Source organism: Bradyrhizobium viridifuturi (genome assembly GCF_001238275.1).
GTDB lineage: Bacteria > Pseudomonadota > Alphaproteobacteria > Rhizobiales > Xanthobacteraceae > Bradyrhizobium > Bradyrhizobium viridifuturi.
In genome coordinates, this window is record NZ_LGTB01000045.1 from 1 (window position 1) to 26,995 (window position 26,995).

Genomic DNA, 26,995 nt, shown 5'->3' on the forward strand with positions numbered 1-26,995 from the left:
CGAATTCGACCTCTCCCCGCAAGCGGGGCGAGGTGACTTACGACGGCTGCGCCGAAATTCTTGCTGAAGCGGCTCAGCCCTTGGTCTGCTCCTCGAACGCCTTCAGCGACACCGCCGCGATCTCACGCAGCGTCTCGCGGTTCGCGCCCGACGAGGCCATCACGCACATGCCCGATGTCACCGCGGAGAGAAAGCGCGCAAGCGTGGCCGGATCGACGCTCTCGCCGAGGTCACCGTCGCCTTGGCGCGGACAAAGCGTTCGCGCAGCTGGTCCTCGGTGCGGGTGCGACGCGCCGCCAGCTCGAACGGAACGTTCTCCGAGCCGGTGCCGCAGGCAAGGCCGCCCTGGACCAGCAGGCAGCCGGGCGGGTTGGCGGGGTCGGTCTGGGCGTCCGCATGCTCCATCAGAAATCGTTCGGCCACCTCGTGCGCGGTCGGGGAACTGACCACCCGGTCCATCCAGGCGTCGCGCTTTTCGGTGTAACGGTCGAGCGCGGCCTTGAGCAGGCCTTCCTTGCTGCCGAAGGCGGCATACAGGCTCGGAGGATTGATGCTCATCGCCTCGGTGAGCTGCGCGATCGTCGCGCCCTCGTATCCGTGGCGCCAGAACACGTCCATGGCCCGGTCCAAAGCGGCGTCCGCGTCGAAGGCGCGGGGGCGTCCCATTCCCATTTTTCGTTGCTCCGTAAGCGGGGGGCCGTTTCTGTGACGGACTGTCCCTAGCTTATCCTCTTGTTGCACCAGTAGTTTTTCCGCGGCTTCCCATTTCCCCATGAATGAGATAATAATTTCATAGTGTCTGATACATAAGTATCTTGCGAACCGGCGTCCAGCTCCACATCTGTAGCGAACACTACAGATCTCTGGAGCGCGTGAATGCCCTCGTCAACCCAAAATCCCCGTTCCGGCCGTTTCCGACGCGTCGTCGGCGGCGTCGTGATCCTGGGCGCCGTGGCCGCCGCCGGTTCGATCGCGACCGGCCATTATTTCCATGCCGCGCAGGCGACCGCCACCGCCGCCGCGCCCGAACCGGCAGTTCCGGTGACTGTCGCCGTGATCCAGCCGCGGCCGACCACCCTGTTCGATGACTTCTCGGGCCGGCTCGAGGCCGTCGACCGCGTCCAGCTCCGGCCGCGGGTCGCTGGCGCGATCCTTTCGACCAATTTCACCGAGGGCGCGCTGGTGAAGTCCGGCGACATCCTGTTCAAGATCGATCCTGCGCCCTACGCGGCCGAGGTCGATCGCGCCCAGGCCCAGCTCGAGGCGGCCAAGGCCCGCGTCGTGTTCACCACGAGCGAGGTCGAGCGCGGCGCGCAGCTGGTCGGCAACAACATCGTCACCAAGCGCGATTTCGACCAGCGCGACAACGCCAATCGCGAAGCGATCGCCAACGTCAAGGCGGCTGAAGCCGCGCTGCAGACCGCAAAGCTCAATCTCGACTACACCGAGGTCCGCGCACCGGTCGATGGCCGGGTCGGCCGGATCGAGGTCACCGTCGGCAATCTCGTCGCCGCGGGTACATCGTCGCCGGTCCTGACCTCGCTGGTCTCGGTCAATCCGATCTATGCGAGCTTCGATGCCGACGAGGAAGTCGTGCTGCGCGCGCTGAACTCGATCGCGGATGCCTCCGGCAAGCGCGGCAATCTGGACCAGATCCCGGTCGACATGGTCACCTCGGGCGGCCTCAGCGCCAAGGGGCATATCCAGCTCATCGACAACCAGGTCAACGGCCAGAGTGGCACGATCCGCGTCCGTGCCGTGTTCAAGAACGACGACGGCCGCCTGATCCCCGGACAGTTCGCCCGCGTGCGCATGGGCCAGCCCAAGCAGCAGACCCTGGTGTTGATCGACGAACGCGCCGTCGGCACCGACCAAGACAAGAAGTTCGTTATGCTGGTCGGCGACGACAGCCGCGCGGTCTATCGCTCCGTCACGCTTGGCGGCGCGGTCGATGGCCTGCGGATCGTCACCGCCGGCCTGAAATCCGGCGACCGCATCGTCGTCAACGGCCTGCAGCGCGTGCGTCCCGGCGCACTTCTGAAGATGGAAGTCGCCGAGATGGGCGCGCGCGGCATGCAGCAGGCATCCACTGAAACCAACCAGCACGTCGTGCAGCGCTAGGCGCTGCGCGCGGGGGCGGAGCCATGAATCTCTCAAAATTCTTCATCGACCGGCCGATCTTTGCCGGCGTGCTATCGATCCTGATCTTCCTGGCGGGCCTGATCTCGCTGGTGGCGATGCCGATCTCGGAATATCCCGATGTGGTGCCGCCGTCGGTCGTGGTGCGCGCGACCTATCCCGGCGCCAATCCGAAGGTGATCGCCGAGACGGTGGCAACGCCGATCGAGGAGCAGATCAACGGCGTCGAGGGCATGCTCTATATGTCGAGCCAGGCGACCACCGACGGCGCGATGACGCTGACGGTGACGTTCCGGCTCGGCACCGACCCCGACAAGGCGACCCAGCTGGTGCAGAACCGCGTGCAGCAGGCCGAGCCGCGCCTGCCGGCGGTGGTGCGCCAGCTCGGCATCATCACCAAGAAAAGCTCGCCCGACCTCACCATGGTCGTGCATCTGCTGTCGCCGAACAATCGCTACGACATGACGTATCTGCGCAATTACGCAGTGCTCAACGTCAAGGACCGGCTGGCCCGGATCGACGGCGTCGGCGACGTCCAGCTCTATGGCGCCGGCGACTATTCGATGCGAGTCTGGGTCGATCCGCAGAAGGCCGCCGAGCATTCGCTGACCGCGAGCGACGTCGTGCGTGCGATCCAGGCCCAGAACGTCGAGGCCGCGGCCGGCGTGGTCGGCTCCTCGCCCAGCGTCAAGGGCATCGACCTCCAGCTCTCCGTCAACGCGGAAGGACGGCTGTCGACCGAGGAGCAGTTCGGCGACATCGTGGTGAAGACCGGCTCCGCCGGCGAGGTGGTGCGGCTGCGTGATGTTGCCCGGATCGAACTCGGCGCCTCCGAATACGGCCTGCGCTCGCTGCTCGACAACAAGCAGGCGGTCGCGATCCCGATCTTCCAGGCGCCGGGTTCGAACGCGCTGGAAATATCCGACCATGTCCGCGCGACGATGGCCGAGATCAAGAAGAACATGCCGGAAGGCGTGTCGTACCAGATCGTCTACGATCCCACCCAGTTCGTGCGCTCGTCGATCGAGGCCGTCATCCATACGCTGCTCGAGGCGATCGCGCTCGTCGTGCTGGTCGTGATCCTGTTCCTGCAGACCTGGCGCGCCTCGATCATTCCGCTGATCGCGGTTCCAGTGTCGATCGTCGGCACCTTCGCGGTGATGCACGTGTTCGGCTTCTCGATCAACGCGCTCAGCCTGTTCGGCCTGGTGCTGGCGATCGGCATCGTGGTCGACGACGCCATCGTGGTGGTCGAGAACGTCGAGCGCAACATCGAGTCCGGCCTGTCGCCGCGCGACGCCACCAACCAGGCAATGCGCGAAGTGTCCGGCCCGATCATCGCGATCGCGCTGGTGCTGATCGCTGTGTTCGTGCCGCTCGCCTTCATCTCCGGCCTCACCGGACAGTTCTACAAGCAGTTCGCGCTGACGATCGCGATCTCGACCGTGATCTCGGCGATCAACTCGCTGACGCTGTCGCCGGCGCTGTCGGCGCTGCTTCTGAAGGGCCATCACGAGCCGAAGGACTGGCTGACCCGGGTCATGGAAAAGTCGCTGGGCTGGTTCTTCCGCGGCTTCAACAAGGTGTTCACCAAGTCGTCCGCGAACTACGGCCGCACCGTTACCAAGGTGATCTATGGCAAGGCCGTGGTGATCGGTCTCTATGTGCTGTTGATAGGCGTGACCGGCGTGCTGTTCAAGCAGGTGCCGAGCGGCTTCGTGCCGGGCCAGGACAAGCAGTACCTGGTCGGCTTTGCGCGGCTGCCTGATGGCGCCACGCTGGACCGCACCGAGGAAGTGATCCGCAAGATGAGCGAGATCGCGCTGACCCAGCCGGGTGTCGAAAGCTCGGTGGCGTTCCCGGGCCTGTCGATCTCCGGCTTCACCAACTCCTCCAACGCCGGCATCGTGTTCTCGACCTTGAAACCGTTCGACGAGCGCAAGGATCCCTCGCTGAGCGGTCCGGCGATCGCGGCCGCGCTGAACAAGAAATATGCCGGCATCCAGGATGCCTTCATCGCCATGTTCCCGCCGCCGCCGGTCAATGGCCTCGGCACCATCGGCGGCTTCAAGCTGCAGATCGAGGACCGCGCCGGTCTCGGCTACGAGGCGTTGAACGACGCCACCAAGGCGTTCATGACCGCGATGCAGAAGGCGCCGGAGATCGCCGGCGTGTTCTCCAGCTTCCAGGTCAACGTGCCGCAGCTGTTCGCCGACATCGACCGCACCAAGGCGTTGCAGCTCGGCGTGCCGGTCACCGAAGTGTTCAACACGCTGCAGATCTATCTCGGCTCCTACTATGTCAACGACTTCAACAAATTCGGCCGCACCTATTCGGTCTATGTGCAGGCCGACGCGCCGTTCCGCGCGCGTGCCGACGACATCAGGCAGTTGAAGGTGCGCTCGTCGTCGGGCGACATGGTGCCGCTGTCGGCCTTGCTGAAGGTCCGCCAGAGCGCGGGGCCGGAGCGCGCGATTCGCTACAACGGCTTCCTGTCGTCTGATATCAACGCCGCTGCCGCGCCGGGCTATTCCTCCGGCCAGGCGCAGGAGGCAGCGACGCGGATCGCGGCCGAAGTATTGCCGCCGGGCTTTGCCTTTGAATGGACCGACCTGACCTATCAGGAGTTCATCGCCGGCAATTCCGGGATCTGGGTGTTCCCGCTCGCGATCCTGCTGGTGTTCCTTGTGCTGGCCGCGCTCTATGAGAGCCTGGCGCTGCCGCTGTCGATCATCATGATCGTGCCGATGGGCCTGTTGGCGGCGATGTTCGGGGTCTGGCTGTCGAAGGGCGACAACAACGTCTTCACCCAGATCGGCCTGATCGTTCTGGTGGGCCTGTCGGCCAAGAACGCCATCCTGATCGTCGAATTCGCGCGCGAGCTCGAATTCGCCGGACGCTCGCCGATCAGAGCGGCGATCGAGGCCAGCCGGCTGCGGTTGCGGCCGATCCTGATGACGTCGATGGCGTTCATCATGGGTGTGTTGCCGCTGGTGCTGTCGACCGGCGCGGGCTCGGAGATGCGGCGCGCGATGGGTGTCGCGGTGTTCTCCGGCATGATCGGCGTCACGGTGTTCGGCCTGTTCCTGACGCCGGTGTTCTATGTGCTGTTGCGCACGCTCACCGGCATGAAGCCGCTGACGCAGCACGGCGAGGCGACGATCCCCGGAAAGGCACACGCGGCATGATGCCGCGTGTGTAAGCTTGATGTCAGCTTTGAAGGAATCAGGCTGCGATATCGAGCAGCAGAAGTGACGAACCGCGGACCAGCACCTTGCGGCCCGCGGGCGTCAGCTCAAACGCGTCGCCTCGTACAGCGACATAACCGAGCGTGATCAGGCTTTCGACGGCAAACCGGTTCAAACGTGAAGGGTTTGCTGCGGGAGCCCGCAGCGCTTTCAGCGCATCCCACTGATCGGGTCTGAGTTCGAATTCTTCGCTCATTGGTCCAGGCACTCCAGAAGTTCTTGGCGTGCGAGATACAGAGCGCAGATGAATTTCGTGCGACCACAACGAGTCAGGATTTCGATTTATGTGGACGCGCCGTCACATCGCCGTGTCATTGGAATACTTCAATTTTTTCGAATCATTGCGGTGCAACAACGCGTGATTTCGTCACAGTGATTAATCCCGAATTGTCACACAGGTTAATCGTCTCGATTAACCGCGCCGCACGCTTGCGCCGCCATCGACCGGCAACGTGACACCGGTCACGAAATTCGCTTCATCGGACGCGAGAAACAGTGCGGCATTCGCGACATCCCAGCCGGTGCCCATCTTGTGACGCAGCGGCACCTTGCTGTCGCGCTCGGCCTCGACCTCGGCGCGGCTCTTCTTGAATTCGCGGGCGCGCGTATCGACGGCCATCGGCGTGTTCATCAATCCGGGCAGGATCACGTTTGCGCGAATGCCATATTGCGCATTCTGGTAGGCGAGCTGTTCGGTGAAGGCGATCATCGCCGACTTGGTCGCCTTGTAGGCGACGTAAGGGTAGGTCGTGATCGCGGCCATCGACGAGATGTTGATGATCGAGCCGCTCTGCTGCTGACGCATGATCGGGATCACGTGCTTGGCGGCGAGGATGCAGCTCTTCAGATTGATCGCCACGCAGCGGTCGAATGCTTCCTCTGATATGTCGAGCAACTCGGCATCGCCGCCGGAGAGGCTGACGCCGACATTGTTGTGCAGGATATCGACGCTGCCCCAGCGGCCATGCGCATCCGCCACCATCGCCTTGATGTCGGAATTCTTGGTGACGTCGGCCTTGAAGGCGACCGACGTACCGCCCTTGGCCACGATCAGATCGACGGTCTCTTGCGCCGAATCCAGGTTGTGATCGACGCACAGCACCTTTGCGCCTTCGCGCGCGAAGGTCAGCGCGGTGGCGCGGCCGTTGCCGATGCCCTCGCCGGGACTTTGGCCGGCGCCGACGACGATGGCGACGCGATCTTGCAGGCGCATGTCACTTCACTCCCGGGATCGGGTACTGCTGCAGTACCTCTTTGTAGCTGGGTTCGTTGTCGATCTGCATGGTGGCGAGCACCCGCACCACGGCGCAGTAGAATGCGATGGTCAACACCAGGTCGGTCATGTGCTCGTCGGAGAGATGTTGCTTGATCTCGGCGAAGGTCGCCTCCGACATCGCGAGCTCGCGCACCATCTCGCGGGCGCCCCTGAGGATCGCTCTTGCCAGCGGCTCGAGCTGCGACGGCTTGCCGTCGGTCTCCGCGATCAGGCCCTTGATGTCCTCATCGGTGACGCCGAACTCCTTGCCGATCTTCACATGGTGGGTGAATTCGTACTCGGACTTCTCCAGCCAGCCGACCTGCAGGATCGCAAGCTCGCGCAGCCGCGGATCGAGCTTGCTCTTGAAGCGGATATAGCCGCCGATTCCGTTGAAGGCCCGCGCCATGTCCGGCGAGTTCACCAGCAGCTTGTGCAGATTGGTATTGCGCTTGAGCATGTCGCGATACTCAGGTGCGACCTGGTCGGCTTCGAGATAGGGCAGGCGGGCCATTGTTGTTGTCCTTGGTTCGGCGGCTTGCAATGTTAGCGTTGTCTGGCGGCGGCTGTCACTTCAGCCGTAGAGGGCTTTGTGTTCGCTGGCGTAGTTGGCGTAGGAGTCCTTCATGCTGGCGCCGTTGAGCAGCATGGTCGCGACCACGGCGTTGTCGGCGTCGAACACGGTCGAGCGCACCCACATGCTTTCGGTGCGCTTGCTGCCTGAGAGCGCCACGACCTCGCGCTCGACCCAATAGGTCTCGCCCGGGAACAGCGGCCCGCGCAGCAGGCGGATCTCCTGGTCGGCGAACAGCCCGACGGCAGGGCCACGGACCGGCAGCCGGTCCTCGCGCGCGCGGTACTGGAACAGCACGCTCAGCATCTCCATCGGGATGACGGCACGGCCCCAGGGATTGTGCTCCAGCGAATAATAGTCCGACGGCTCGGTGATCACCTTGAGCTTGTCGGTCAGCGAGAACGGGTAGAGATCGCCCATGTTCTGGTCGAAATCCATCTTGATGGCCTGCCGCGCGGTCTTCATGCCGACCTTGATGTCGGCGAGGATCACCGGATCGGTCAGCGGCTTCAATTCGCCGAGCCGGTGGCTCAGCGCGGTCTCGCTGCCGTCGCCGTCGATCGAGGCGGTGCCGCGCAGGATCTCGGTGCCGTCGCGCTTGATCATGCCGATCGTGCAAACGGTCTGGCCCGGCTTCGGCTTCTCGATCTGGGCCTGCACCTCTTCGCCCTCGAATACCGGATTGCGGTAATGCGCCGACAGGCACCCGGTCATGAACCAGGCGCGGCCCCAGATCCGCTCGCACAGCGGTGCGAACTGGCTGAAATGGGTCGGTCCCTCGATGGTGCCGCCGCGGAAGCCGAGCTTCTGCGCGGTTGCGTCGTCGTGGATCGACGCGTGGGAGTCGTAGGTCTGGGCCTGCAGCATCTGCTTCGGGCTGCGCCAGGGACCCACCAGCAGATCGCCATTCTCCACGATTTCCGTCGTGAACGCGGATTCGACTTTAATCATCCTTGGTCTCCCTTTGCGCGCCACCGTTTCAAAGATGCCGGGGTTCGGCAAGCCTCGCAGAGCAGCAGGGCCTCGCAGAGCAACAACACCTCGCAAACGCACAACGAGATATGTGCTGCGACCATGGAAACGGGGCTGTTGATGCATAACAAAATCAGTGCATGCTGATGCATGATCATGGACAGACAATGAGACCGGTTCGGACCGGCGTGGCTGACTGACGGGGAAACTGATGGCGTTGATGGACGTTGGACTGGACGACAAGTACCGGTTGGACACGAAGCGAATCTTCCTCTCCGGTACCCAGGCTCTGGTCCGATTGCCCATGTTGCAGCGCGAACGCGATCGCGCGCACGGGCTGAACACCGCCGGGTTCATCTCCGGTTACCGCGGCTCGCCGCTCGGCATGTACGACCACGCGCTGTGGCGGGCGAAATCGTTCCTCAAAGAGCATGACATCGCCTTCGTTCCCGGCCTCAACGAGGACCTGGCGGCGACCGCGGTGTGGGGCAGCCAGCAGGTCGGCATGTTCCCCGGGGCCAAGGTCGATGGCGTGTTCGGCATCTGGTACGGCAAGGGGCCCGGCGTCGACCGCTCGCTCGACGCGCTCAAGCACGCCAATTCCGCCGGCACCTCGCCGAATGGCGGCGTGATCGCGCTCGCCGGCGACGACCATGGCTGCCAGTCCTCGACGCTTGCGCACCAGAGCGAGCAGGTGTTCGCCTCGGCGCTGATGCCGGTGGTCAATCCGGCGACGCTGCAGGACTATCTCGATCTCGGCATTCTCGGCTTTGCGCTGTCGCGATATTCCGGCTGCTGGGTCGGCTTCAAGGCGATCTCCGAGACGGTGGAGAGCTCGGCCTCGATCGTCAGCGATCCTGATCGCATCAAGATCATCATGCCCGACGATTTCGAGATGCCGCCCGGCGGCCTCTCGATCCGATGGCCGGATCCGCCGCTCGAAGCCGAACGCAGGCTGCACGGGCCCAAGATGGAGGCGGTCGCGGCCTTCGCCCGCGCCAACCGGTTCGACCGCATCGTGCTGGATTCAAAGCCGGCGCGGCTCGGCATCATGGCGACCGGCAAGGCCTATCTGGACCTGCGCCAGGCGCTCGCCGATCTCGGCATCACCGATGCCGAGGCGCAGGACCTCGGTTTGCGCATCTACAAGGTGGCGTTGACCTGGCCGCTGGAAGCCAACGGCGCGCGCGCTTCGCGGAAGGCTTGCAGGACGTGCTGGTCGTCGAGGAGAAGCGCGGCTTCATCGAGGACCAGCTGGTTCGCATCCTCTACAACATGGACGCATCGAAGCGTCCCTCTGTGGTTGGCAAGCGCGACGAAAGCGGCGCACCGCTGCTGCCGAGCGAGGGCGAACTGACGCCGACCATGGTCGCGGCCGCCGTCGTCGCGCGGCTGCGTAAGCTCGGTCACCGCAGCCCGCTGCTGGAGCAGCGCCTCGCCAAACTCGAGGCGTTCGATCGCCCGGCCGAGGGCACCGGCGCCGCGAAGCTGGCGCGCACGCCGTATTTCTGCTCGGGGTGCCCGCACAATTCGTCGACCAAGATCCCCGAGGGCAGCCGTGCCATGGCCGGGATCGGCTGTCACGGCATGGCGCTGTCGGTGCCGAACCGCAACACCCAGACCATCTCGCATATGGGCGCGGAGGGCGTGAGCTGGATCGGGCAGGCGCCGTTCACCAGCGAACAGCATGTGTTCCAGAATCTCGGCGACGGCACCTACACGCATTCCGGTTTGCTGGCGCTGCGCGCGGCCGCTGCGGCCGGCGTCAACATCACCTACAAGATCCTCTACAACGACGCGGTCGCGATGACCGGTGGTCAGCCCGCCGAAGGCGGCTTCACCGTGTCGCAGATCGCGCATCAGGTCTGGGCCGAGGGCACCAGGAAGCTCGCGATCGTCTCCGACGATCCTGACAAATATCCTGCCAACTACTTCCCGTCCGGGGCCACCATCCATCATCGCCGCGAGCTCGACGCCGTGCAGCGGACCTTGCGCGAGATCGAGGGCCTCACCGTCCTGATCTACGACCAGACCTGTGCCGCCGAAAAGCGCCGCCGCCGCAAGCGCGGGCTGTTTCCCGATCCGGCCAAGCGCGTCTTCATCAATGAACGGGTCTGCGAAGGTTGCGGCGACTGTTCGGTGGCGTCGAACTGCGTCTCGGTGCAGCCGCTGGAGACCGAGCTCGGCCGCAAGCGCCGCATCGACCAGTCGAACTGCAACAAGGATTTCTCCTGCATCGAGGGCTTCTGCCCGAGCTTCGTGATGGTGCAGGACCCGAAGCTGCGCAAGGCGGACCGTACGGCCGCCGATCCCAAGGCGCTGTTCGCCGACCTGCCGACACCGCCCCCGGCTGCGCTCAGCGCGCCCTACAACATCCTGATCACGGGCATCGGCGGCACCGGCGTCATCACCATCGGCGCGCTGCTCGGCATGGCCGCGCATGTCGAGGGGCTCGCCTGCTCGACGCTCGACTTCACCGGCCTGTCGCAGAAGAACGGCGCTGTCATGAGCCATGTCCGGCTGGCGCCGGCGTCCGACATGCTGACCACGGTCCGCATCGCGCCCGGCAATGCCAACCTGATCCTCGGCTGCGACCTCGTTGTCGCCACCAGCGTGCCGGCACTGAGCCGTGCCGAGCGTGGCGTCACCCGCGCCGTCGTCAACGCCGACCTGCTGCCGACCGCAAGCTTCGTGATCGATCCCGATATCGATTTCGAGGCCAGCTCGATGCGCGACGCGCTGAACGGCGCGGTGCGGCCTGACGATCTCGACATCCTTGATGCCACGGGACTGGCGACCGCGCTGATGGGCGATAGCATCGCCACCAACGCGTTCATGCTCGGCTTCGCGTTCCAGCGCGGCGCGATCCCGCTGTCGCTGGAGGCGATCCTGAAGGCGATCGAGCTCAATGGCGCGGCGATCGAGATGAACAAGACCGCGTTCTCGTGGGGCCGGCTTGCCGCGCACGATCTGCAACGCGTGGTCAGCGCCGCGCGCTTCAAGAGCGCAGGTTCCGCGCCGGCCAAGAAGACGCTCGACGAGGCGATCGCGTTCCGTGCCAAATTCCTCACCGACTATCAGGACGCCGCCTACGCCAAACGCTATCTCGACGATGTCGCGCGCGTCCGCGCGGCCGAGACCGCGGCGGCGCCGGGCTCGCAGGACCTGACCGAGGCGTTTGCGAAGGGCCTGTTCAAGCTGATGGCCTACAAGGACGAATACGAGGTTGCGCGGCTCTATTCCGACGGCGAATTCAGCAAGGCGTTGCGGGAGCAGTTCGAGGGCAATTCCGGCTTGAAGGTGCTGCTGGCGCCGCCGCTGCTGGCGCAACGCGATCCCGTCACCGGGCGCTTGCAGAAGCGCGAGTTCGGGCCGTGGATCTTCAAGGCGTTCGGCCTGCTCGCGGGGTTGAAGGGCCTGCGCGGTACCGCGTTCGACATCTTCGGCTACACCGCCGAGCGCAAGATGGAGCGCGCCTTGCCGGTGGAGTATTCGGCGATGATCCTGCGTCATCTCGGCGGCAACAAGCCGCTCGACCTGCCGCGCCTCGTGGCGCTGGCCAAGGCTGCGGACCTCGTCCGCGGCTATGGCCACATCAAGGAAGGCAACGTCGCCCGCTACCGCACCGAATGCGCGCGGCTGGAGCGCGCGATCGGCCAGCCGCTGGCGCAGGCGGCTGAATAGGCCAGGGCGGGGGCAGCGGGAACTTTCCGCTGTTCCCGTGGTTGACCTGTAACCCTGCCCGCAATCAGCGGCTGGAATCGCGCGGCCGGGTTCCTACATGATGGCTGTTCTGTTCGAGTGATTTCAGGAGGCCCTTTTGACGGTCCTGAAAAGCGTTTTCGTTGCAACAGTTTGTACCGCGTCCTTGGCTCTGGCCGGCGTGGCGTTGGCCCACGACTATCGTCCGAGCGAGTTCTTCAGCCTCGATCTCTCCCGGGCCGTGCTGTCGCCGAAGCCGCTCGGCCCGCCCGCGCAGTTCGAGCCGATTCCGGTCGAAGCGAAGACCGACCACGGGCCGGATCAGCATGCAGCCGCCGAGCCCAAGGTCGAGGAGCCGACGGTCGAGCAGCAGAAGCCCTTGTGGACCACCCGGGTTACCGCGCCGCAAGAGCGGAAGCGTGCCGCTACGCACGTTCCCGCCCGCGCCAAGCTCGCGCGGCGATACTCGAACCCGCTCAACGCGGAAGCCCGCGACACCCGGATCCAGACCTGGCCGTGCCGGACCGGCGGCATCTGCAACTGGCAGCGGTGAGAGTCGGCGCTCTCGCGCCGATCTCCACGTACATCCCGCCAGTACCCAAACCCGTCATCCCTGAGGTGCGAGCGGAGCGAGCCTCGAAGGATGAATCGGCCACGAGCGCGGCCGTGCATCCCTCGAGACGCGCGCAAGAGCGCGCTCCTCGGGATGACGGGTCTAGCTTTCCGGGCGCTGTGGCTCCGATCGCCGCTCCCCGCTGAGTCATCCCGCCGTCGCGAAACCGTCGGCGGAGAGTCAAGAAACTGTAAGCCCGGAGTCAAACGGCGCAGGCAAAACCCTCGTCAGGATATGGCGAAGGTTACGGGATGCCGACAGCGATCTCCGCGAGGCGGCGAGGCCTCACAAGGCGTCAGCTTCTGGTGCGCTCGGCGTCCACGGCCGCGCTGGCGGGATTGGGCGCGCTGGCGAGACCCTATCTCAGCCGCGCGGCGGATCGGCCCGCGATCGCGGGCATCCAGTCCGGCGACATCGCCACCGATTCCGCCGTGATCTGGGCCCGCACTGACCGCGCCGCGCGGATGCAGATCGAATGCGCTTCCGTCGAAAACTTCGCCACCATCCTGCGCACCGCGTGCGCCGATGCGCTGCCCGAGCGCGACTTCACCGCGAAACTCCTGCTCGATGGCCTGCCGCCGGGCCAGGACCTGTTCTATCGCGTGCGTTTCGAGGACCGCGACGGCGTTGCCGGTGAGAGCCGCGTCGGGCATTTCCGCACCGCGCCGCTCGATCGCCGCTCAGTCTCCTTCGTCTGGTCCGGTGACGTCGTCGGGCAGGGCTGGGGCATCGACCCTGCGCGTGGCGGCTTGCGTAGCTACCGCACCATGCTGAACGAGCACCCGGATTTCTTCATTCACTCCGGCGATCACATCTACGCGGATTGCACGGTGCCGGCGGAGCAGAAGCTGCCGAACGGCGAGGTCTGGCGCAACATCGTCACCGCGGAGAAATCCGTCGTCGCGCGCAGCCTCGAGGAGTTTCGCGGCAACTACAAATACAACTGGCTCGACGAGAATTTCCGCGCCTTCCACGCCGAAGTGCCGATGTTTGCGCAATGGGACGACCATGAGGTCGCCGACGACTGGTCGCCGATCGGCACCGCCGATTCGACTGGCTACGACACGGACGGCAGCTCGCGCCTGGTGGCGCGGGCGCGCCGCGCCTTCCATGAATTCATGCCGATGCGGCTGATGCCGGAGCGCGACGGCCGGGTCTATCGCAAGATCCCTTATGGGCCGCTGCTCGACGTCTTCATCATCGACATGCGCTCCTACCGCGATTCGAGCTGGAACAAGCAGGGCGATCCGGACCAGGCCTTCATTCTCGGCGAGAGCAGCTTGCCTGGCTGAAGCGGGAGCTGGTGGCGTCGGACGCGGTCTGGAAGGTGATCGCGGCCGACCTGCCGATCGGGCTCGTCAGCCTCGATGCCGTCGCGCTCGGCGACGGGCCGCCCGAGCGGCGCGAGCACGAGATTGCCGATCTCTTGTCCTTCATGAAGCGCGCCGGCGTCCGCAACACGGTGTGGCTCACCGCCGACATGCACTACACCGCCGCGCATCACTATGATCCGAACCGGGCGGTGTTCCAGGAGTTCGAGCCGTTCTGGGAGTTCGTTTCCGGCCCGCTGCATGCCGGCACCTGGTCGCCCGGCGAGCTCGACAACACCTTTGGCCCGAAGGCGATGTACCAGAAGGGCTGCTCGGCCGAGCAGGGCGACAACCTCGCGCCGTGCTTCGGCCTGCAATTCTTCGGCCGCGTCGACATCGACGGCAAGACCGGCGTGATGAAGGTGACGCTGAAGGACGTCGACAACCATGATCTCTGGTCGGTCGACATCGAGCCGCGGCCGGACGCGCGGCCCGGCCAGATCCTGGCGCAGCACATCTAGATCCGTCCCTCATCCCGTCGCGACATCTTGATTGCGGGGTGCCTTGCCCGACGGACCGGTTTGCGGGCAGACTGTCGCTTGGCAGTTCTGCCAATTTCATTCCCTACAGCCGATTTGCTAGGCGTGACGTCGTCGATTTCCTCGGCGTCCCACGCGTCAGGAGCTATCCCATGGAAAATCTGCAAATACAGGGCATCAGCCTGCCGCAGCTCGGGCTCGGCACCTTCCGCATGCAGGGCGATGTCTGCCGTGCGGCGGTCGAGAGCGCGCTTGGGCTCGGTTACCGACACATCGACACCGCCGAGATGTACGCCAATGAAGAGGCGATCGGACAGGCGATTGCGGCTTCGAAGATCGCGCGCAAGGACCTGCATGTGACCACCAAGGTCTGGCACGAGAACCTGGCGCCGGATGCGATCCGCAAGGCGTTCGACGCCAGCCTGAACAAGCTGCGGCTCGATCACGTCGATCTCTATCTGGTGCATTGGCCGTCGCGGAGCATGAAGCTGCCTGCCGTGTTCGAGACGCTGATGCGGCTGAAGGAAGAGGGCCGCACCCGCGCGATCGGCGTCGCCAATTTCACCACTGCGCTGCTCAAGACCGTGGTCGAGGACATCAAGGCGCCGATCGCCTGTAATCAGATCGAGTATCACGCGATGCTGGACCAGACGCCGGTGCGGAAATATCTTGCCGCGAAATCGATCCCGCTGGTGGCCTATTGTCCGCTGGCGCAGGGCCGTTTCGCGACCGACGAGACATTGGCGAAGATCGGCCGCAAGCATGGTGCGACCGCGGCGCAGGTGGCGCTGAAATGGCTGCTCGATCAGGACGGCGTTGCGGCGATCCCGAAAGCCTCGCGCGCAGAAAGCCAGCAGGCCAATCTCGATGCGCTGAAGGTCGAACTCGATGACGACGACCGCAAGGCGATCGCCGCGCTGCCCAAGGACATGCGCTGCGTCAATCCGGGCTTTGCGCCGGCGTGGGATTGAGACGTCGACCATCCGACGCAGACGTTGAAAAAGAAAATGGCTCCGAAAGGAGCCATTTTCCGTTGTGTCGGTCTCTTGGATGTGTAGTCGGTTAGTAGCGGTCGCGTCGGATCACGACGGTGCGGTCGTGGTCGTGATGCCAGCCGCGATGCCAACCACGGTCGTGGCGCATCTCGGCGCGCGCGCCCCAGCCACGATCCCAGTGATGGTGGCCGCGCTTGATCACCACGGTCTCGGCGCTCGCGATCGACGGAACGGCCACTGCAAGCGTACCAATCGCCGCAAGAACAAAACCAATCTTTTTCATTTCATCCTCCTCAAATGATGCGAGGAGGCAACCGGGCAGGCATCGAAACGTTCCTCAGGAACCGGCGGAGTTTTCTGAACGGTTGTTCAGGCGGACTTGCCTAACTACCGGGTCCGACGCATCATCGCGCCATAAAAATCAATGGTCGGGGGAACGGTGCCGTGAGTGGATTTTCGCGCCGGGATTTTTTGAAAGCCACGGGATCGACCGCTGCCGCCGCCATTGCTGGGCCGGCCGCCGCGGCGATGGGGCCGGACGACAAGTTCGACCTCGTGATCAAGAGCGGCGACGTGATCGATCCCAGCCAGTCGCTGCGCGGCAAGCGCGACATCGGCATCCGCTGGGGCTTCATCGAAGCCATCGAAGACGAGATCCCCGCCGCGCGCGCCGCCAAGACGATCGACGCATCGGGCAGGCTCGTGATGCCCGGCCTCGTCGATCTGCACTGCCACGTCTATCCCTATGGATCGGCGATCGGCATTCCCGCCGACGAGCTGGTGCAATTCCAGGGCACCACGACCGTGGTCTCGGCCGGCGATGCCGGCGTCAACAATCTCGCGGCGCTGCGGCGTTTCATCGTGGCGCAGTCGCGGGCGCGAATCTACGCCTTCGTCCACATCGCCAATAACGGCCTGTCGGCTTTCCCGGTGGCCGAGCTCTACAACATCGACAATGCCCAGGTCGAAGCCTGCGCGATGGCGCTCGCCGAAAATCCGGACTTCCTGATCGGGGTCAAGGTGCGGATGTCGGAGAACGTCATCTTCAAGCACGGCATCGAGCCGCTGAAGCGCGGCATCCAGGCCTGCGAGATGTGCGGCTGGCCGGCGCGGATGATGGTGCATATCGGCGGCGTCGAGACCAGGGAGCTGATGTCCGACATCCTCGATCTGCTGCGGCCGGGCGATATCCTCACCCACGCCTATTCCGGTGCGCCGAACATGTCCGGCGCCTTCACCAACATCGTGCAGGAAGGCAAGCTGCTGCCGGCCGCGCTCGCGGCCAAGCAGCGCGGCGTGCTGTTCGATGTCGGCCATGGCGGCGGAAGTTTTGACTTCACGGTGGCCGAGATCGCGATCCCCGCCGGCTGCACGCCGGATACGATCTCCTCCGACATCCACGTCTTCTCGGGCAATTCGCCCGGCATCCCGTTCCTGCCGAACGTGATGAGCAAGTTCCTGGCGATGGGCTCCTCGCTGGATCAGGTCGTCGCGATGGCGACCTCGGTGCCGGCGCGGATCATCAACCGCGCTCCGAAGATCGGCACGCTGCAGCGTGGCGCGCCCGGCGATGTCGCGATCATGGACCTCGTCGAAGGCCCGGTCACCTTCCTCGACACCCGCAACAACAAGCGCGACGGCAATCTGCAGCTGAAGCCGGTTCAGACCGTGGTCAACGGCGTGCCGTTCGGCCGACCCTACCAGGCGCCATTTTCGGTGCGGTGAACGGCGCGCCCCGCCGGTCCCTGTCATTGATCCGCATCAAGGACAGCAAATCCCGCTGGTCGATGATGAGCGATCATAAAGGGGCACGTCGTGACCGGGAATCATTCCTCCATCGACCGATCGGTACGCACTTCCGCGCCTGGCAGCGCACCGTTCTCCGAAAGTGATTTCCTGCTGCAACTGGGCGCGGCTGTCCGCGGCGCGCGGGCGAATGCCGGCATGACGCGTCGCGAACTGGCCCGCCGCTCTGGCGTGTCGCAGCGCTATATTGCGCTCATAGAAGCCGGCAAGGGCAACGTCTCGATCGTGCTTTTGCTGCGCATCTTGAACGCCTTCCGCGACGTTGTCACCAAGGCGGCCTGACCGGGAAGAGGATATGGCTTTGATGGGCGAACTCGTACTGGCCGCCAAGGTCAGCCATGTGCCGTCTCTGATGCTGTCGGAGCCGGCCGATCATCCGCTGCACGATGTGAGGGCCGGCGCGGTCGCGGCATTGCGCGAACTCGGCCGCCGCGCCAGGGAACGCAGGGTATCGACCTTTGTGGTGTTTGATACCCATTGGCTATCGAATTTCGGCTACCACATCAACGCCAATGCCCGGCATCGCGGCTCGTTCACGAGCCACGAGGCGCCGCAGATGATCAAGGATCTGGGCTACGATCTGCCGGGGAATAGCGCGCTGGCAGAAGCGATTGCGCAGGAGGCGGCAAGCGTCGGCCTCAACGTGATGGCGCACCGGGTCGAAAGCCTTGGTCTGGAGTACGGCACCATCGTCCCGATGCACTACCTCAACCCGGAGGGCTGGGCGAAGGTGGTCTCGGTCGCGTCGCCGCTGTTCACATCGATGGAGGAGAGCCGGCTGCTCGGTGAAGCGACCCGCTGTGCGATCGCGCGGTCCGGCGAGCGGGTTGCGCTGCTTGCCAGCGGATCGCTGTCGCATCGGTTGTTGCCGAACAAGAAGCTCGGCCCCGAAGCCTGGACATCGATCGCCAGCGAGTTCAACCGCCAGGTCGATCTGCGCGTGCTGGAGCTTTGGCAGCAGCGTCGCTATAGGGAGTTTCTCGATATGCTTCCCGATTACGCAACGCGGTGTCACGGCGAAGGCGGGATGGCCGACACCATCATGCTGTTCGCGGCGCTCGGCTGGTACGATTTCCGTGGCCCTGCCGAACAACTCTGCGACTACTTCCCGTCGAGCGGAAGCGGCCAGGTGAACGTGGAATTTCACGTGGCCCCTGAAGTGGGGCTCGGCGGTGTCAGCCTAGAGCCCCGTTCCGATTGAATCGGAACGGGGCTCTAGATTCTTATTTTGACGCGTTTTCTTCACGCGAACCGGTATCCACTTCGCTCGAAAACGCTCTAGCCGCGCTTCTCCACATTGCTGCTGCGCTCGGGTACGCCGAACTCCTTGCGGCACACCTCCGCCAGCACGGCGACGCCTTCGCGAATCTGGTCGTGCGAGGGGCTCGCGAAGCAGAGCCGGAGCCGGCTGCCGAATGGGCCTTGCTGGTCGACCATTCCGGTCCGGGATTGATCGAGACCCCGGCGGCGAGCGCCGCCTGGTAGAGCTTCAACGTATCGACGTTGTCGGGCAGCTTGACCCACAGGAAGATGCCGCCCTTCGGCGCCTCGAATTCGGCCGAGGTGCCGAATTGCTCGTTCAGCGCCTCCATCAGCGTGTCGAGCTTTGCGCGCAGGCCTTTGGTTAGCCGCGGCACGTGGGTCGCAAAATGCGGCGCGCAGTATTCGGCGAGCACCATCTGCTCCAGCGCGCCGGAGCCGGCGTCGGTCTTCAGCGGCAGCATCCGCGACATGATCTCCCACGGCGCGACGATGAAGCCGACCCGCAGCGCCGGCGCGATCGATTTCGAGAACGAGCCGATATGGATCACGCCGCCGTGCTTGCTCATCGCGTAGATCGCGGGAGGGCGTTCGCCGTTCCAGATCAGATCGGCATAGCAATCGTCCTCGAAGATCGGCACGCCGTATTCTTTGGACAGCTTCAGCATCTCGGCGCGGCGGCCTTCGGGAAGGATCGAGCCGGTCGGGTTCTGCACCGTCGGGATCGTGTAGATGTATTTCGGCGTGATGCCGCGCCGCTTGTGATCGGCGAGCGCTGCGGCCAGCGCATCGATCCTGATGCCCTCGCCATCGAGGGGGATGCCGACCGCGTTGACGCCGAGCCGGGTCAGCCGGTTCAGCGAGCCCTGATAGGTCTCCTGCTCGATCAGCACGGTGTCGCCCTTGGTGAGCAGCGTCTGATTGACGAGGTCGAGCGCCTGCAGCGAGCCGGAGACGATCATGATCTCGTCCGGCGTGCAGGCGATCCCGGCATCGCGCTTCAGCTTCTCGGTCAGGAACTGGCGCAACGGCAGGTAGCCCTGCGGCCCGTGCGCGAGGTTGTAGGTCGCGAGATTCCTGCCTTCGCGCTTCAGCACGGCGTTGACCGCCTCCAGCAGCCCGTCGACCGGGACCTGGTCGGGATCGTTGTTGCCGCCGACGAAGCTGTATTTCGCGAGCCCGGTCCAGCGCGCGGCCGGTGCAGGCAGGCCGGCCGGGAGCAGTGGTGCAAAGTCGAACTGAGCCGAGGTGGACATGGACGTTTCGCTCCGTGTTGTTGTCGTTGAGAAGGTCCGCGGGAAGCGGCCTTCCGTGGAGTCAGTTCAATTCAGTTCTTGCCGGTCAGCCGGACCGGGCGACCCTGGCTGATGAAGGCGTAGTGCCCGGCGCCGACGCTGCCCACCATCAGAGCCTCGACCGCTGGTTCCGCGATTTCGCCGGCGGCCGCCCAATCGACCACGAAATTCGCGCCGGTGCCGCCGCGGGTATCGGTGGTGGCGATCGAAACCTCGACGGTCGCAAACGGTTTTAGCGCGACCGGCGCCTTGAGGTAGCTCTCCACCATCTTGCCTGATGTGTCGAAATAGGCGATCCGCTTCAGCACCAGGGGCCTGGTTTCGGAGGCGTTGTGCACGCTGAGCGTCACCGAGAAATCGGCCCTGAGCTTGCCCTGGCTCATCGATACGCTGGAATACACCGGCACGTAGAATGCACCGGATGTGGTGAGGCCTTCAGACGGCACCGCGGTGAGTGAGTTCGCAAAATTTTGTTCAATACTTGCCGGGGATTGTGCTAGCGCCTCAGTGATGCGCACGGTGAGCAGGCAGAGCAAAACTGCCAGAAAAATGCCGCCTGCGCGGATGTGACACATTGCTCGGTTGATCCTCACGCCCGGCCCTCTAGGTTGCGGCAACAGGAAGTCTTTGACGCATGCATGAACTGATTCCCGATATCACGCTCTGTATCCTGTTTGCCTGGGGGATTGGGCTGCTCGCCCATTTCTCCCGGCAACCGCTGATATTGGCCTACCTTATCGCCGGCTTTTTCATTGGTCCATTCGGCATCGGCTGGGTCAAGTCCCAGGAGTCGATCAGCGTCATCTCAGAGCTCGGCCTGATCTTCATGCTGTTCATGATCGGGCTGGAAATCGACCTCAAGAAGATCATCCGCGCCGGCAAGGTCATCCTGTTCGCCGCGCCGGCGAGCTGATCGGCGGCTGCCTGATCGGCGCAACATTCTTCGCCGGAATCGGGCTGGCGATCGGCGGCGGCAAGTTCGACGCGGTCTATCTTTGCGTCGCCTGTGCGCTGTCCTCGACCGTCATCATCGTCAAGGTGCTGTACGAGAAGCGCGAGCTCGATACGCTACCGGGCCGCATCACGCTCGGCGTGCTGGTGCTGCAGGACATCTTCGCGATCCTGTTCCTGGCGGTGCAGCCGAGCCTCGACAATCTTCAGGTCAGCGTCGTGCTGCTGTCGATCGCCCGCGTTGCGGTGCTGGTCGCGACGGCGCTGGTGCTGAGCCGTTACGTGCTGCCGCGGCTGTTCCACCAGATCGCGCGGCGGCCGGAGCTCGTGCTGCTCGGTGCGCTCGCCTGGTGCTTCCTGATCGGCGAGATCGCCGAGCGGCTGCATCTGTCGCGCGAGATGGGCTCGCTGGTCGCCGGCGTCTCGATCTCGACCTTTCCCTACGCGCTCGACGTCACCGCCAAGGTGACGACGCTGCGGGATTTCTTCATCACGCTGTTCTTCGTCGCGCTCGGCATGACGATCCCGATCCCGGGCCTACAGGTGATCTGGCTCGCGCTCGTCATTGCGGCGTTCACGGTGGTGAGCCGCCTGGTTACGACGTTCACGCCGCTCTACCTGATGAAGCAGGGTTTGCGCGCCAGCCTGCTGCCGGCGATCAACCTGGCGCAGATCTCCGAGTTCTCGCTGGTGGTGATCCAGACCGGCATTGCCGCCAACCACATCGGGACCGAGACCGCGAGCGCAGCCTCGTTCGCCTTCGTGGTGCTGGCGGTGCTCTCGACCTTTGCGATGGGCCGCAGCGACCAGATCGTGCGTGGCCTGATCGGTCCGCTGAAGCGGATCGGGCTGCGCGATCTCGACCATGTGGGCGAGGGCGGCCAGGAGGGGGGACACGGCGAGATCAGGCGTATCGTAATCCTCGGCTTTTTCCGCGCGGCGAGCGCCTTGGTCAGCCAGATCGAGCGGCAGAACCAGTCGCTGCTCGAGCAGATCAGCGTCATCGACTTCAATCCGCTGGTGTTCCGCACGCTCACCGACCGCGGCATGCACGTGATCTATGGCGACATCAGCAATGTGGACACGCTCGTGCACGCCGGCATCGGCAAGGCCGAGATCATCATCCTGAGCGTGCCGGACTTCCTCCTGGTCGGTGCCGACAATGAGAAGCTGGTGCGCCACGTCCGCGCCCTCAATCCGACCGCGCGGATCGTCGCCACCGCGGATCTCCTCAGCGGCGTCGATGATCTCTACGAGGCCGGTGCCGACTATGTGACGGTGACCCGACTCAGCGACGCCGGCGAGCTCTATTCGGTGATCGAAGCCGCCGACGCCGGCCTGCTCGACGACAAGCGGGCCGAGATGGATGCCCAGCTCAGCGACCGGCGCGAGGTGCTGCCGTAAGGGGTGCATCCACTTGGCGATTGCGCCGTCAAGCGCGCCTTCGCTGGCGCGATTGCGTAGCCCGGATGGAGCGAAGCGAAAATCCGGGACCACGGACGCGGAAACACCCCCGGATTGCGCTTCGCTCCGGGGCTACCGAGCACGATCCGGAAAAGTGGGCATCCGTTCTCTGGCGGGTTCAAGTTCAAACAAGAAATCAAACAGGAAACGAGGTCCGTCCCCGGTCCTGGTATGCCTGCCGGACGCATGGCGGGTTGCATAATGATACTGGCGCTGACATCGGAACCCGGCTAATCCACTGCCTGCATAAAGCGAGATGTCAGGACAATGGCCGATACGATCCAGGAAGTGCTGCAAGCCTTTGCTAAGGGTGAGCTCGTCGTCGTCACCGATGATGACGATCGGGAAGGCGAGGGCGATTTGATCGTCGCGGCGTCGTTCTGCACGGCGGAGAAGATGGCTTTCATCATCCGCCACACCTCCGGCATCGTCTGCGCGCCGATCACCACCGAGGACGCCCGCCGGCTGCGGCTCGACCCGATGGTGGCGCATAATGAGTCCAACCACACCACGGCCTTCACCGTCTCGATCGACTACAAGCCCGATGGCGGCACCGGTATCTCGGCCGAGGAACGCGCCTCGTGCTGCCGCGCGCTCGCCAATCCCAATGCCGGCGCCAACGACTTTGCGCGACCCGGCCACATCTTCCCGCTGATCGCGCGCGACGGCGGCGTGCTGCTGCGCTCCGGCCATACCGAGGCCGCAGTCGACCTGTGCCGGCTCTCGGGCCTGCCGCCGGTCGGCGTCATCAGCGAGCTGATGAACGACGATGGAACCGTGATGAAGGGCGAGCAGGTCGCGAAATTCGCCGCCCGTCACAAGCTCAAGCACGTCACGATTGCCGACATGATCGCCTATCGCCAGGCGCGCGAGAAGCTGATCGAGCGGGTCGCGACCTTCACCACCGAAAGCCCGATCGGCCCGCTGCAGGGCTATGCCTACCGCTCGCCGTTCGACGAGATCATGCACGCGGCCTTCGTCTATAACGGCATCGGCGACGGCCGGGACGTGCTGACCCGGCTGCACAAGCCCAACATCGTGAAGGACCTGTTCACCGGGCCGGCGCGGATGGAAGCGGTGCTGCGGCACTTCAAGGATGCCGGCCGTGGCGTGCTGGTATATCTGCGCGACGGTGCCGCCGGTGTTCCGGTCCAGCCGGTCGGCGAGCAGAAGTCGGCAGAGGCCGATCGCAACAAGCAATGGCGCGAAGTCGGCGTCGGCGCGCAGATCCTGCGCGATCTCGGCATCACCTCGATCCGGCATTTGACCTCGTCGGTGCACGACTACAAGGGGTTGTCCGGTTTCGGCATCGAGATCGTGTCGAACGAAAAGTTCGATGTCTGATGCGGGTCATTCCGGGGCGATGCGCATCGCTCCGGGGCATGGCATTCACCCAATTCAATTGCGCTTCGCAGCATAGCGCTTTAATTTATCCGCCAATTTCCGAGTGAAGATGCGAAAGGATGTTTCATGAGCGTGCGCCCCCAGGCCAAGGACAAGCCGGCTGCGGCCAGCTTCCAGTGGGATGATCCGTTCCTGCTCGACGACCAGCTCACCGAAGACGAGCGCCTGATCCGCGACACCGCGCGGGCCTATGCGCAGGACAAGCTGTTGCCGCGGGTCACCAAGGCCTATCTGGAAGAGAAGACCGATCGCGAGATCTTCAACGAGATGGGTGAGCTCGGCCTGATCGGCGTGACGCTGCCCGAGGAATATGGCTGCGCCAATGCGAGCTACGTGGCCTATGGCCTGGTGGCGCGCGAGATCGAGCGCGTCGACAGCGGCTATCGCTCGATGAACTCGGTGCAGTCGTCGCTGGTGATGTATCCGATCTACGCCTATGGCGACGAGAACCAGCGCAAGAAATATCTGCCCAAGCTTGCGACCGGCGAATGGGTCGGGTGCTTCGGCCTGACCGAGCCGGATGCCGGTTCCGATCCGGGCGGCATGAAGACCCGCGCGGAGAAGGTCGCCGACGGCTACAAGCTGAACGGCGCCAAGATGTGGATCTCGAATGCGCCGATCGCCGACGTGTTCGTGGTGTGGGCCAAGTCGGCCGCGCACGACAACCAGATCCGCGGCTTCATCCTCGAGAAGGGCATGAAGGGCCTGTCGGCGCCGAAGGTCGGCGGCAAGCTCAGCTTGCGCGCCTCGATCACCGGCGAGATCGTGCTCGACAACGTGGTGGTGCCGGAAAGTGCACTGCTGCCCAACGTCTCCGGCCTCAAGGGCCCGTTCGGTTGCCTCAACCGTGCCCGCTACGGCATCTCCTGGGGAGCGCTCGGCGCCGCTGAGGACTGCATGCACCGCGCGCGCCAGTACACGCTCGACCGCAAGCAGTTCAACCGGCCGCTCGCCGCCACCCAGTTGGTGCAGAAGAAGCTCGCCGACATGGAAACCGAGATCGCGCTCGGCCTGCAGGCCTCACTGCGCGTCGGCCGCCTGATGGACGAGGGCAAGATGGCGCCCGAGATGATCTCGATCGTCAAGCGTAACAATTGCGGCAAGTCGCTCGACATCGCCCGCATGGCGCGCGACATGCACGGCGGCAACGGCATCCAGATCGAGTATCACGTGATGCGTCACGCCGCGAACCTCGAGACGGTCAACACCTATGAGGGCACGCACGACGTCCACGCGCTGATCCTCGGCCGCGCCATCACCGGCATCCAGGCGTTTTCGTAGATCATCTTGTAGTCATTCCGGGGCGATGCGTCAGCATCGAACCCGGAATCTCGAGATTCCGGGTTCAGCCCTGTCGGGCTGCCCGGGAATGACGTCGGAGTGAAATTCCAAATGGCCGACAACGACGACATCCCGTTCAACCGCGACTTTTCGCTGAAGCCCGGCGTGGTCGAACAGGTCCGCCCGGGCGTGCGCCGCGTGCTCTGCAACAATCCGAGCCCGTTCACCTTCACCGGCACGGTCAGCTACATCGTGGGTGAGGGCGAGGTCGCGATCATCGATCCCGGTCCCGATGACGAGGCGCATGCCAAGGCGTTGCTTGATGCGGTCAAGGGCGAGACCGTGAGCCACATCCTGGTCACCCACACCCATCGCGACCATTCGCCGAACACGCCGCGGATCAAGGCCGCGACCGGCGCGCCGGTCTACGCCGAAGGCCCGCACCGCGCCTCGCGGCCGCGTTTCGAGAGCGAGAAGCACAATCCGGAATCCGGCGCCGACCGCGATTTCCAGCCCGACGTCGAAATCAAGCACGGCGACGTCATCGAGGGCGCGGGCTTTGCCCTGGAAGCGGTCGCCACCCCCGGCCACACCGCCAATCACCTGGCCTTTGCCTGGACAGAGCGCAGCATCAATTTCGTCGGCGACCATGTGATGGGCTGGTCGACCTCGATCGTGGCGCCGCCCGACGGCTCGATGATCGACTACATGGCCTCGCTGGAGCGGCTGGAACAGCGCCCCGAGCAGCTTTATCTCTCCGGCCACGGCCCCGAGATCCCGGAAGGCCCGCGCTTCGTCCGCTTCCTGGCGCGGCATCGCCGGGCGCGCGAGGCCTCAATCCTGCACCGCCTCGGCAAGGGCGAGGCCGACATTCCGACCATGGTGCGGGCGATCTATATCGGGCTTGATCCGCGCCTCGCCAACGCCGCCGGCTATTCGGTGCTTGCGCATCTGGAGGACCTGGTCGCGCGCGGCATCGTGGCAACCGACGGCGATCCGGTGATCGGCGGTACGTACCGGATGGTCTGATCGGCCTCCAGCATCCGTCATTCCGGGCTCGCGCTGCGCGCGCCCTCAGGTGCGCAATTGCGCACCGGGGAATGACGCTTAGGGCGTCACTTCTTCACCGTTTTCGCCGGCGGCGCCTTCGGCGCGGCAGGCGCGGCCTTCTTCGCCGGCTTGGCGTTGTCGTTTTCGGCGGCGGTGTTGAGGTCCTCGATCAGCTTCTTGACCCGTGCGGCGTTGCTGCCGAGATCGGTGTCGAAATAGCGCGAGGCCGAGCGGATATCGACGCGCGAATCCTCGTCGTCGGGCGTGACCCGGATCGAGACGTCCTCGCGGAAGCCCATGATCGGCGTGCGCGCCACCGCCTCGATGCGGCCGATGCGGCGCGGCGGCTGCGGCGCGCGTGCATCGATGACGAGCCATTTGCGGCGGTTCACCAGCCGCAGCGTCATCTCATAAGCACGGTCAGCCGGGACCTCGAGCTCGACGGTCTCGATGTCCGGGTAGGCGATACGCTGCCGCTCGGCCGAGGCGAGGCCGGCGTAGGCGGCGGGGTTGGTGCCTTCCCCGGTGCGCAACCGCGCCAGCGCCTCGAACCGCGGCGGGTCGATCGGGTCGGTCGTGATGTCGTAGAGCCGCGGCAGTTTGTTGTACTGATAGGTCAGGTAGGCCGGGTAGCCGAGGATCGCGGCATCGATCAGGAACGCGAGCAGGATCCGGCCCATGCCGCGGGTGCCGTTCTGCCAGATCGCGGCGAAGGCGGCGAGGCCGAGCAGGATCGACAGGCCGGCGAGGCCCAGCGCGCCGAAGAAGGTCGCGAGCGCCGGCTTGACCTCCAGGAACCCGAACCGGACGATCAGGATCGAGACCACCACCGCGACGACGGAGAAGATGGCGAGGTTGCGCGACCAAGTGGCGAGGCCGGACACGGGCTCCTGCTGGTAGGGAGCGGAAAACCTGCGCGCCATCGTTGAAAAATCTGCCGGTTGATGTCCCCGGCGACCTCAGCCGCCGCCACTGACCGTGTGAGACCACGGACCTGCGGCGAATTCAAGGGTCTTACCCTCCCCTGCAGGGGGAGGGTCGACGCGAATGAAATGAGCGGCGGCGGGTGATCCCAGCACGGGCGCCTGTCTCGGAGGAATTGTCACCCATCTTGGTTCGCATTCCGTGCGCGTCATG

Annotated in this window: 17 protein-coding genes and 5 pseudogenes; 13 read left to right on the top strand and 9 right to left on the bottom strand. The window is 64.7% G+C overall.

Annotation, left to right across the window (positions count from 1 at the left end; translation table 11 throughout):
- Positions 1–73 precede the first annotated feature (73 nt).
- Positions 74–672, bottom strand: a pseudogene (locus tag ALC15_RS32940) (TetR/AcrR family transcriptional regulator).
- Between the two features lie 204 nt (positions 673–876).
- Between ALC15_RS32940 and ALC15_RS32945 the strand changes: the two are divergent.
- Positions 877–2,121, top strand: coding sequence for an efflux RND transporter periplasmic adaptor subunit (locus ALC15_RS32945; protein ID WP_050630894.1), 1,245 nt, complete (start codon positions 877–879; stop codon positions 2,119–2,121).
- 23 nt (positions 2,122–2,144) lie between these two features.
- Positions 2,145–5,327: an efflux RND transporter permease subunit gene (locus ALC15_RS32950; protein ID WP_050630895.1), complete on the top strand. Its 3,183-nt coding sequence runs from the start codon at positions 2,145–2,147 to the stop codon at positions 5,325–5,327.
- Positions 5,328–5,364: 37 nt separating this feature from the next.
- On the opposite strand, the gene ALC15_RS32955 is transcribed toward ALC15_RS32950, so the two are convergent.
- The 4 genes from ALC15_RS32955 to ALC15_RS32970 all read right to left on the bottom strand — a co-directional run bounded on the left by ALC15_RS32955 (position 5,365) and on the right by ALC15_RS32970 (position 8,167).
- Positions 5,365–5,583, bottom strand: coding sequence for a hypothetical protein (locus tag ALC15_RS32955; protein ID WP_050423097.1), 219 nt, complete (start codon positions 5,581–5,583; stop codon positions 5,365–5,367).
- Between the two features lie 216 nt (positions 5,584–5,799).
- The gene (locus ALC15_RS32960) at positions 5,800–6,600 is read right to left on the bottom strand and encodes an SDR family NAD(P)-dependent oxidoreductase (RefSeq protein WP_050630896.1); all 801 of its coding nucleotides are present in this window, start codon (positions 6,598–6,600) and stop codon (positions 5,800–5,802) included.
- Between the two features lies 1 nt (position 6,601).
- Positions 6,602–7,156 carry a carboxymuconolactone decarboxylase family protein gene (locus ALC15_RS32965; protein WP_050630897.1) on the bottom strand — a complete coding sequence of 185 codons (555 nt, stop codon included), beginning with the start codon at positions 7,154–7,156 and terminating at the stop codon, positions 6,602–6,604.
- 60 nt (positions 7,157–7,216) lie between these two features.
- Complete coding sequence (locus ALC15_RS32970; RefSeq protein ID WP_050630898.1) at positions 7,217–8,167, bottom strand: hotdog family protein; 951 nt, start codon at positions 8,165–8,167, stop codon at positions 7,217–7,219.
- Between the two features lie 232 nt (positions 8,168–8,399).
- Between ALC15_RS32970 and ALC15_RS32975 the strand changes: the two are divergent.
- The 4 genes and pseudogenes from ALC15_RS32975 (at position 8,400) to ALC15_RS32990 (ending at position 15,323) form a co-directional block, all read left to right on the top strand.
- Positions 8,400–11,872 (top strand): annotated as a pseudogene (locus tag ALC15_RS32975) (indolepyruvate ferredoxin oxidoreductase family protein).
- A gap of 184 nt (positions 11,873–12,056) precedes the next feature.
- Entirely contained in the window at positions 12,057–12,443 is a 387-nt protein-coding gene (locus tag ALC15_RS32980; RefSeq protein ID WP_244486350.1) for a hypothetical protein, read from the top strand.
- A gap of 311 nt (positions 12,444–12,754) precedes the next feature.
- A pseudogene (locus ALC15_RS32985) lies at positions 12,755–14,334 on the top strand (alkaline phosphatase D family protein).
- Positions 14,335–14,504: 170 nt separating this feature from the next.
- The gene (locus ALC15_RS32990) at positions 14,505–15,323 is read left to right on the top strand and encodes an aldo/keto reductase (protein ID WP_050630899.1); all 819 of its coding nucleotides are present in this window, start codon (positions 14,505–14,507) and stop codon (positions 15,321–15,323) included.
- A gap of 91 nt (positions 15,324–15,414) precedes the next feature.
- Here ALC15_RS32990 and ALC15_RS32995 read toward each other — a convergent pair whose 3' ends face one another.
- Positions 15,415–15,630: a hypothetical protein gene (locus ALC15_RS32995; protein ID WP_050630900.1), complete on the bottom strand. Its 216-nt coding sequence runs from the start codon at positions 15,628–15,630 to the stop codon at positions 15,415–15,417.
- 161 nt (positions 15,631–15,791) lie between these two features.
- Between ALC15_RS32995 and ALC15_RS33000 the strand changes: the two genes are divergently transcribed.
- The 3 genes from ALC15_RS33000 to hpaD all read left to right on the top strand — a co-directional run bounded on the left by ALC15_RS33000 (position 15,792) and on the right by hpaD (position 18,354).
- Positions 15,792–17,072, top strand: coding sequence for an amidohydrolase family protein (locus ALC15_RS33000; protein WP_050630901.1), 1,281 nt, complete (start codon positions 15,792–15,794; stop codon positions 17,070–17,072).
- A 90-nt stretch (positions 17,073–17,162) separates the two neighbouring features.
- Positions 17,163–17,435, top strand: coding sequence for a helix-turn-helix domain-containing protein (locus tag ALC15_RS43650; protein ID WP_244486351.1), 273 nt, complete (start codon positions 17,163–17,165; stop codon positions 17,433–17,435).
- A gap of 22 nt (positions 17,436–17,457) precedes the next feature.
- On the top strand, positions 17,458–18,354 hold the full coding sequence (gene hpaD, locus ALC15_RS33010; RefSeq protein ID WP_050630902.1) for a 3,4-dihydroxyphenylacetate 2,3-dioxygenase: 897 nt from the start codon (positions 17,458–17,460) through the stop codon (positions 18,352–18,354).
- Positions 18,355–18,431: 77 nt separating this feature from the next.
- Here hpaD and ALC15_RS33015 read toward each other — a convergent pair.
- Together ALC15_RS33015 and ALC15_RS33020 are read right to left on the bottom strand one after the other, a co-directional pair.
- Positions 18,432–19,669, bottom strand: a pseudogene (locus ALC15_RS33015) (aminotransferase-like domain-containing protein).
- A gap of 71 nt (positions 19,670–19,740) precedes the next feature.
- Positions 19,741–20,283: a DUF3124 domain-containing protein gene (locus tag ALC15_RS33020; protein ID WP_050630903.1), complete on the bottom strand. Its 543-nt coding sequence runs from the start codon at positions 20,281–20,283 to the stop codon at positions 19,741–19,743.
- A 59-nt stretch (positions 20,284–20,342) separates the two neighbouring features.
- On the opposite strand from ALC15_RS33020, the pseudogene ALC15_RS33025 reads away from it, so the two are divergent.
- The 4 genes and pseudogenes from ALC15_RS33025 to ALC15_RS33040 all read left to right on the top strand — a co-directional run bounded on the left by ALC15_RS33025 (position 20,343) and on the right by ALC15_RS33040 (position 25,837).
- Positions 20,343–22,063: pseudogene (locus ALC15_RS33025) on the top strand (cation:proton antiporter domain-containing protein).
- 327 nt (positions 22,064–22,390) lie between these two features.
- Positions 22,391–23,467: a 3,4-dihydroxy-2-butanone-4-phosphate synthase gene (gene ribB / locus ALC15_RS33030; protein WP_050630904.1), complete on the top strand. Its 1,077-nt coding sequence runs from the start codon at positions 22,391–22,393 to the stop codon at positions 23,465–23,467.
- A gap of 126 nt (positions 23,468–23,593) precedes the next feature.
- Positions 23,594–24,808, top strand: a complete 1,215-nt coding sequence (locus ALC15_RS33035) for an acyl-CoA dehydrogenase (protein ID WP_050402375.1) — start codon at positions 23,594–23,596, stop codon at positions 24,806–24,808.
- Between the two features lie 111 nt (positions 24,809–24,919).
- Entirely contained in the window at positions 24,920–25,837 is a 918-nt protein-coding gene (locus tag ALC15_RS33040) for an MBL fold metallo-hydrolase (RefSeq protein WP_050630905.1), read from the top strand.
- Between the two features lie 86 nt (positions 25,838–25,923).
- Here the strand turns inward: ALC15_RS33040 and ALC15_RS33045 are convergent, their stop codons facing one another.
- Positions 25,924–26,781 (bottom strand): DUF1499 domain-containing protein, encoded by an 858-nt coding sequence (locus ALC15_RS33045; RefSeq protein WP_050630906.1) that lies wholly within the window; start codon positions 26,779–26,781, stop codon positions 25,924–25,926.
- Between the last annotated feature and the right edge of the window lie 214 nt (positions 26,782–26,995).

Bases quoted from the DNA above. Each gene is read 5' to 3' on its own strand.
- ALC15_RS32950 (WP_050630895.1), top strand. From the start codon at position 2,145: ATGAATCTCTCAAAATTCTTCATCGACCGGCCGATCTTTGCCGGCGTG.
- ALC15_RS32995 (WP_050630900.1), bottom strand. From the start codon at position 15,630: ATGAAAAAGATTGGTTTTGTTCTTGCGGCGATTGGTACGCTTGCAGTG.
- ALC15_RS32955 (WP_050423097.1), bottom strand. From the start codon at position 5,583: ATGAGCGAAGAATTCGAACTCAGACCCGATCAGTGGGATGCGCTGAAA.
- hpaD (WP_050630902.1), top strand. From the start codon at position 17,458: ATGGGCGAACTCGTACTGGCCGCCAAGGTCAGCCATGTGCCGTCTCTG.
- ALC15_RS33035 (WP_050402375.1), top strand. From the start codon at position 23,594: ATGAGCGTGCGCCCCCAGGCCAAGGACAAGCCGGCTGCGGCCAGCTTC.
- ALC15_RS33020 (WP_050630903.1), bottom strand. From the start codon at position 20,283: ATGTGTCACATCCGCGCAGGCGGCATTTTTCTGGCAGTTTTGCTCTGC.
- ALC15_RS33040 (WP_050630905.1), top strand. From the start codon at position 24,920: ATGGCCGACAACGACGACATCCCGTTCAACCGCGACTTTTCGCTGAAG.
- ALC15_RS32970 (WP_050630898.1), bottom strand. From the start codon at position 8,167: ATGATTAAAGTCGAATCCGCGTTCACGACGGAAATCGTGGAGAATGGC.
- ALC15_RS33045 (WP_050630906.1), bottom strand. From the start codon at position 26,781: ATGGCGCGCAGGTTTTCCGCTCCCTACCAGCAGGAGCCCGTGTCCGGC.
- ALC15_RS32965 (WP_050630897.1), bottom strand. From the start codon at position 7,156: ATGGCCCGCCTGCCCTATCTCGAAGCCGACCAGGTCGCACCTGAGTAT.
- ALC15_RS32945 (WP_050630894.1), top strand. From the start codon at position 877: ATGCCCTCGTCAACCCAAAATCCCCGTTCCGGCCGTTTCCGACGCGTC.
- ALC15_RS32960 (WP_050630896.1), bottom strand. From the start codon at position 6,600: ATGCGCCTGCAAGATCGCGTCGCCATCGTCGTCGGCGCCGGCCAAAGT.
- ribB (WP_050630904.1), top strand. From the start codon at position 22,391: ATGGCCGATACGATCCAGGAAGTGCTGCAAGCCTTTGCTAAGGGTGAG.
- ALC15_RS32990 (WP_050630899.1), top strand. From the start codon at position 14,505: ATGGAAAATCTGCAAATACAGGGCATCAGCCTGCCGCAGCTCGGGCTC.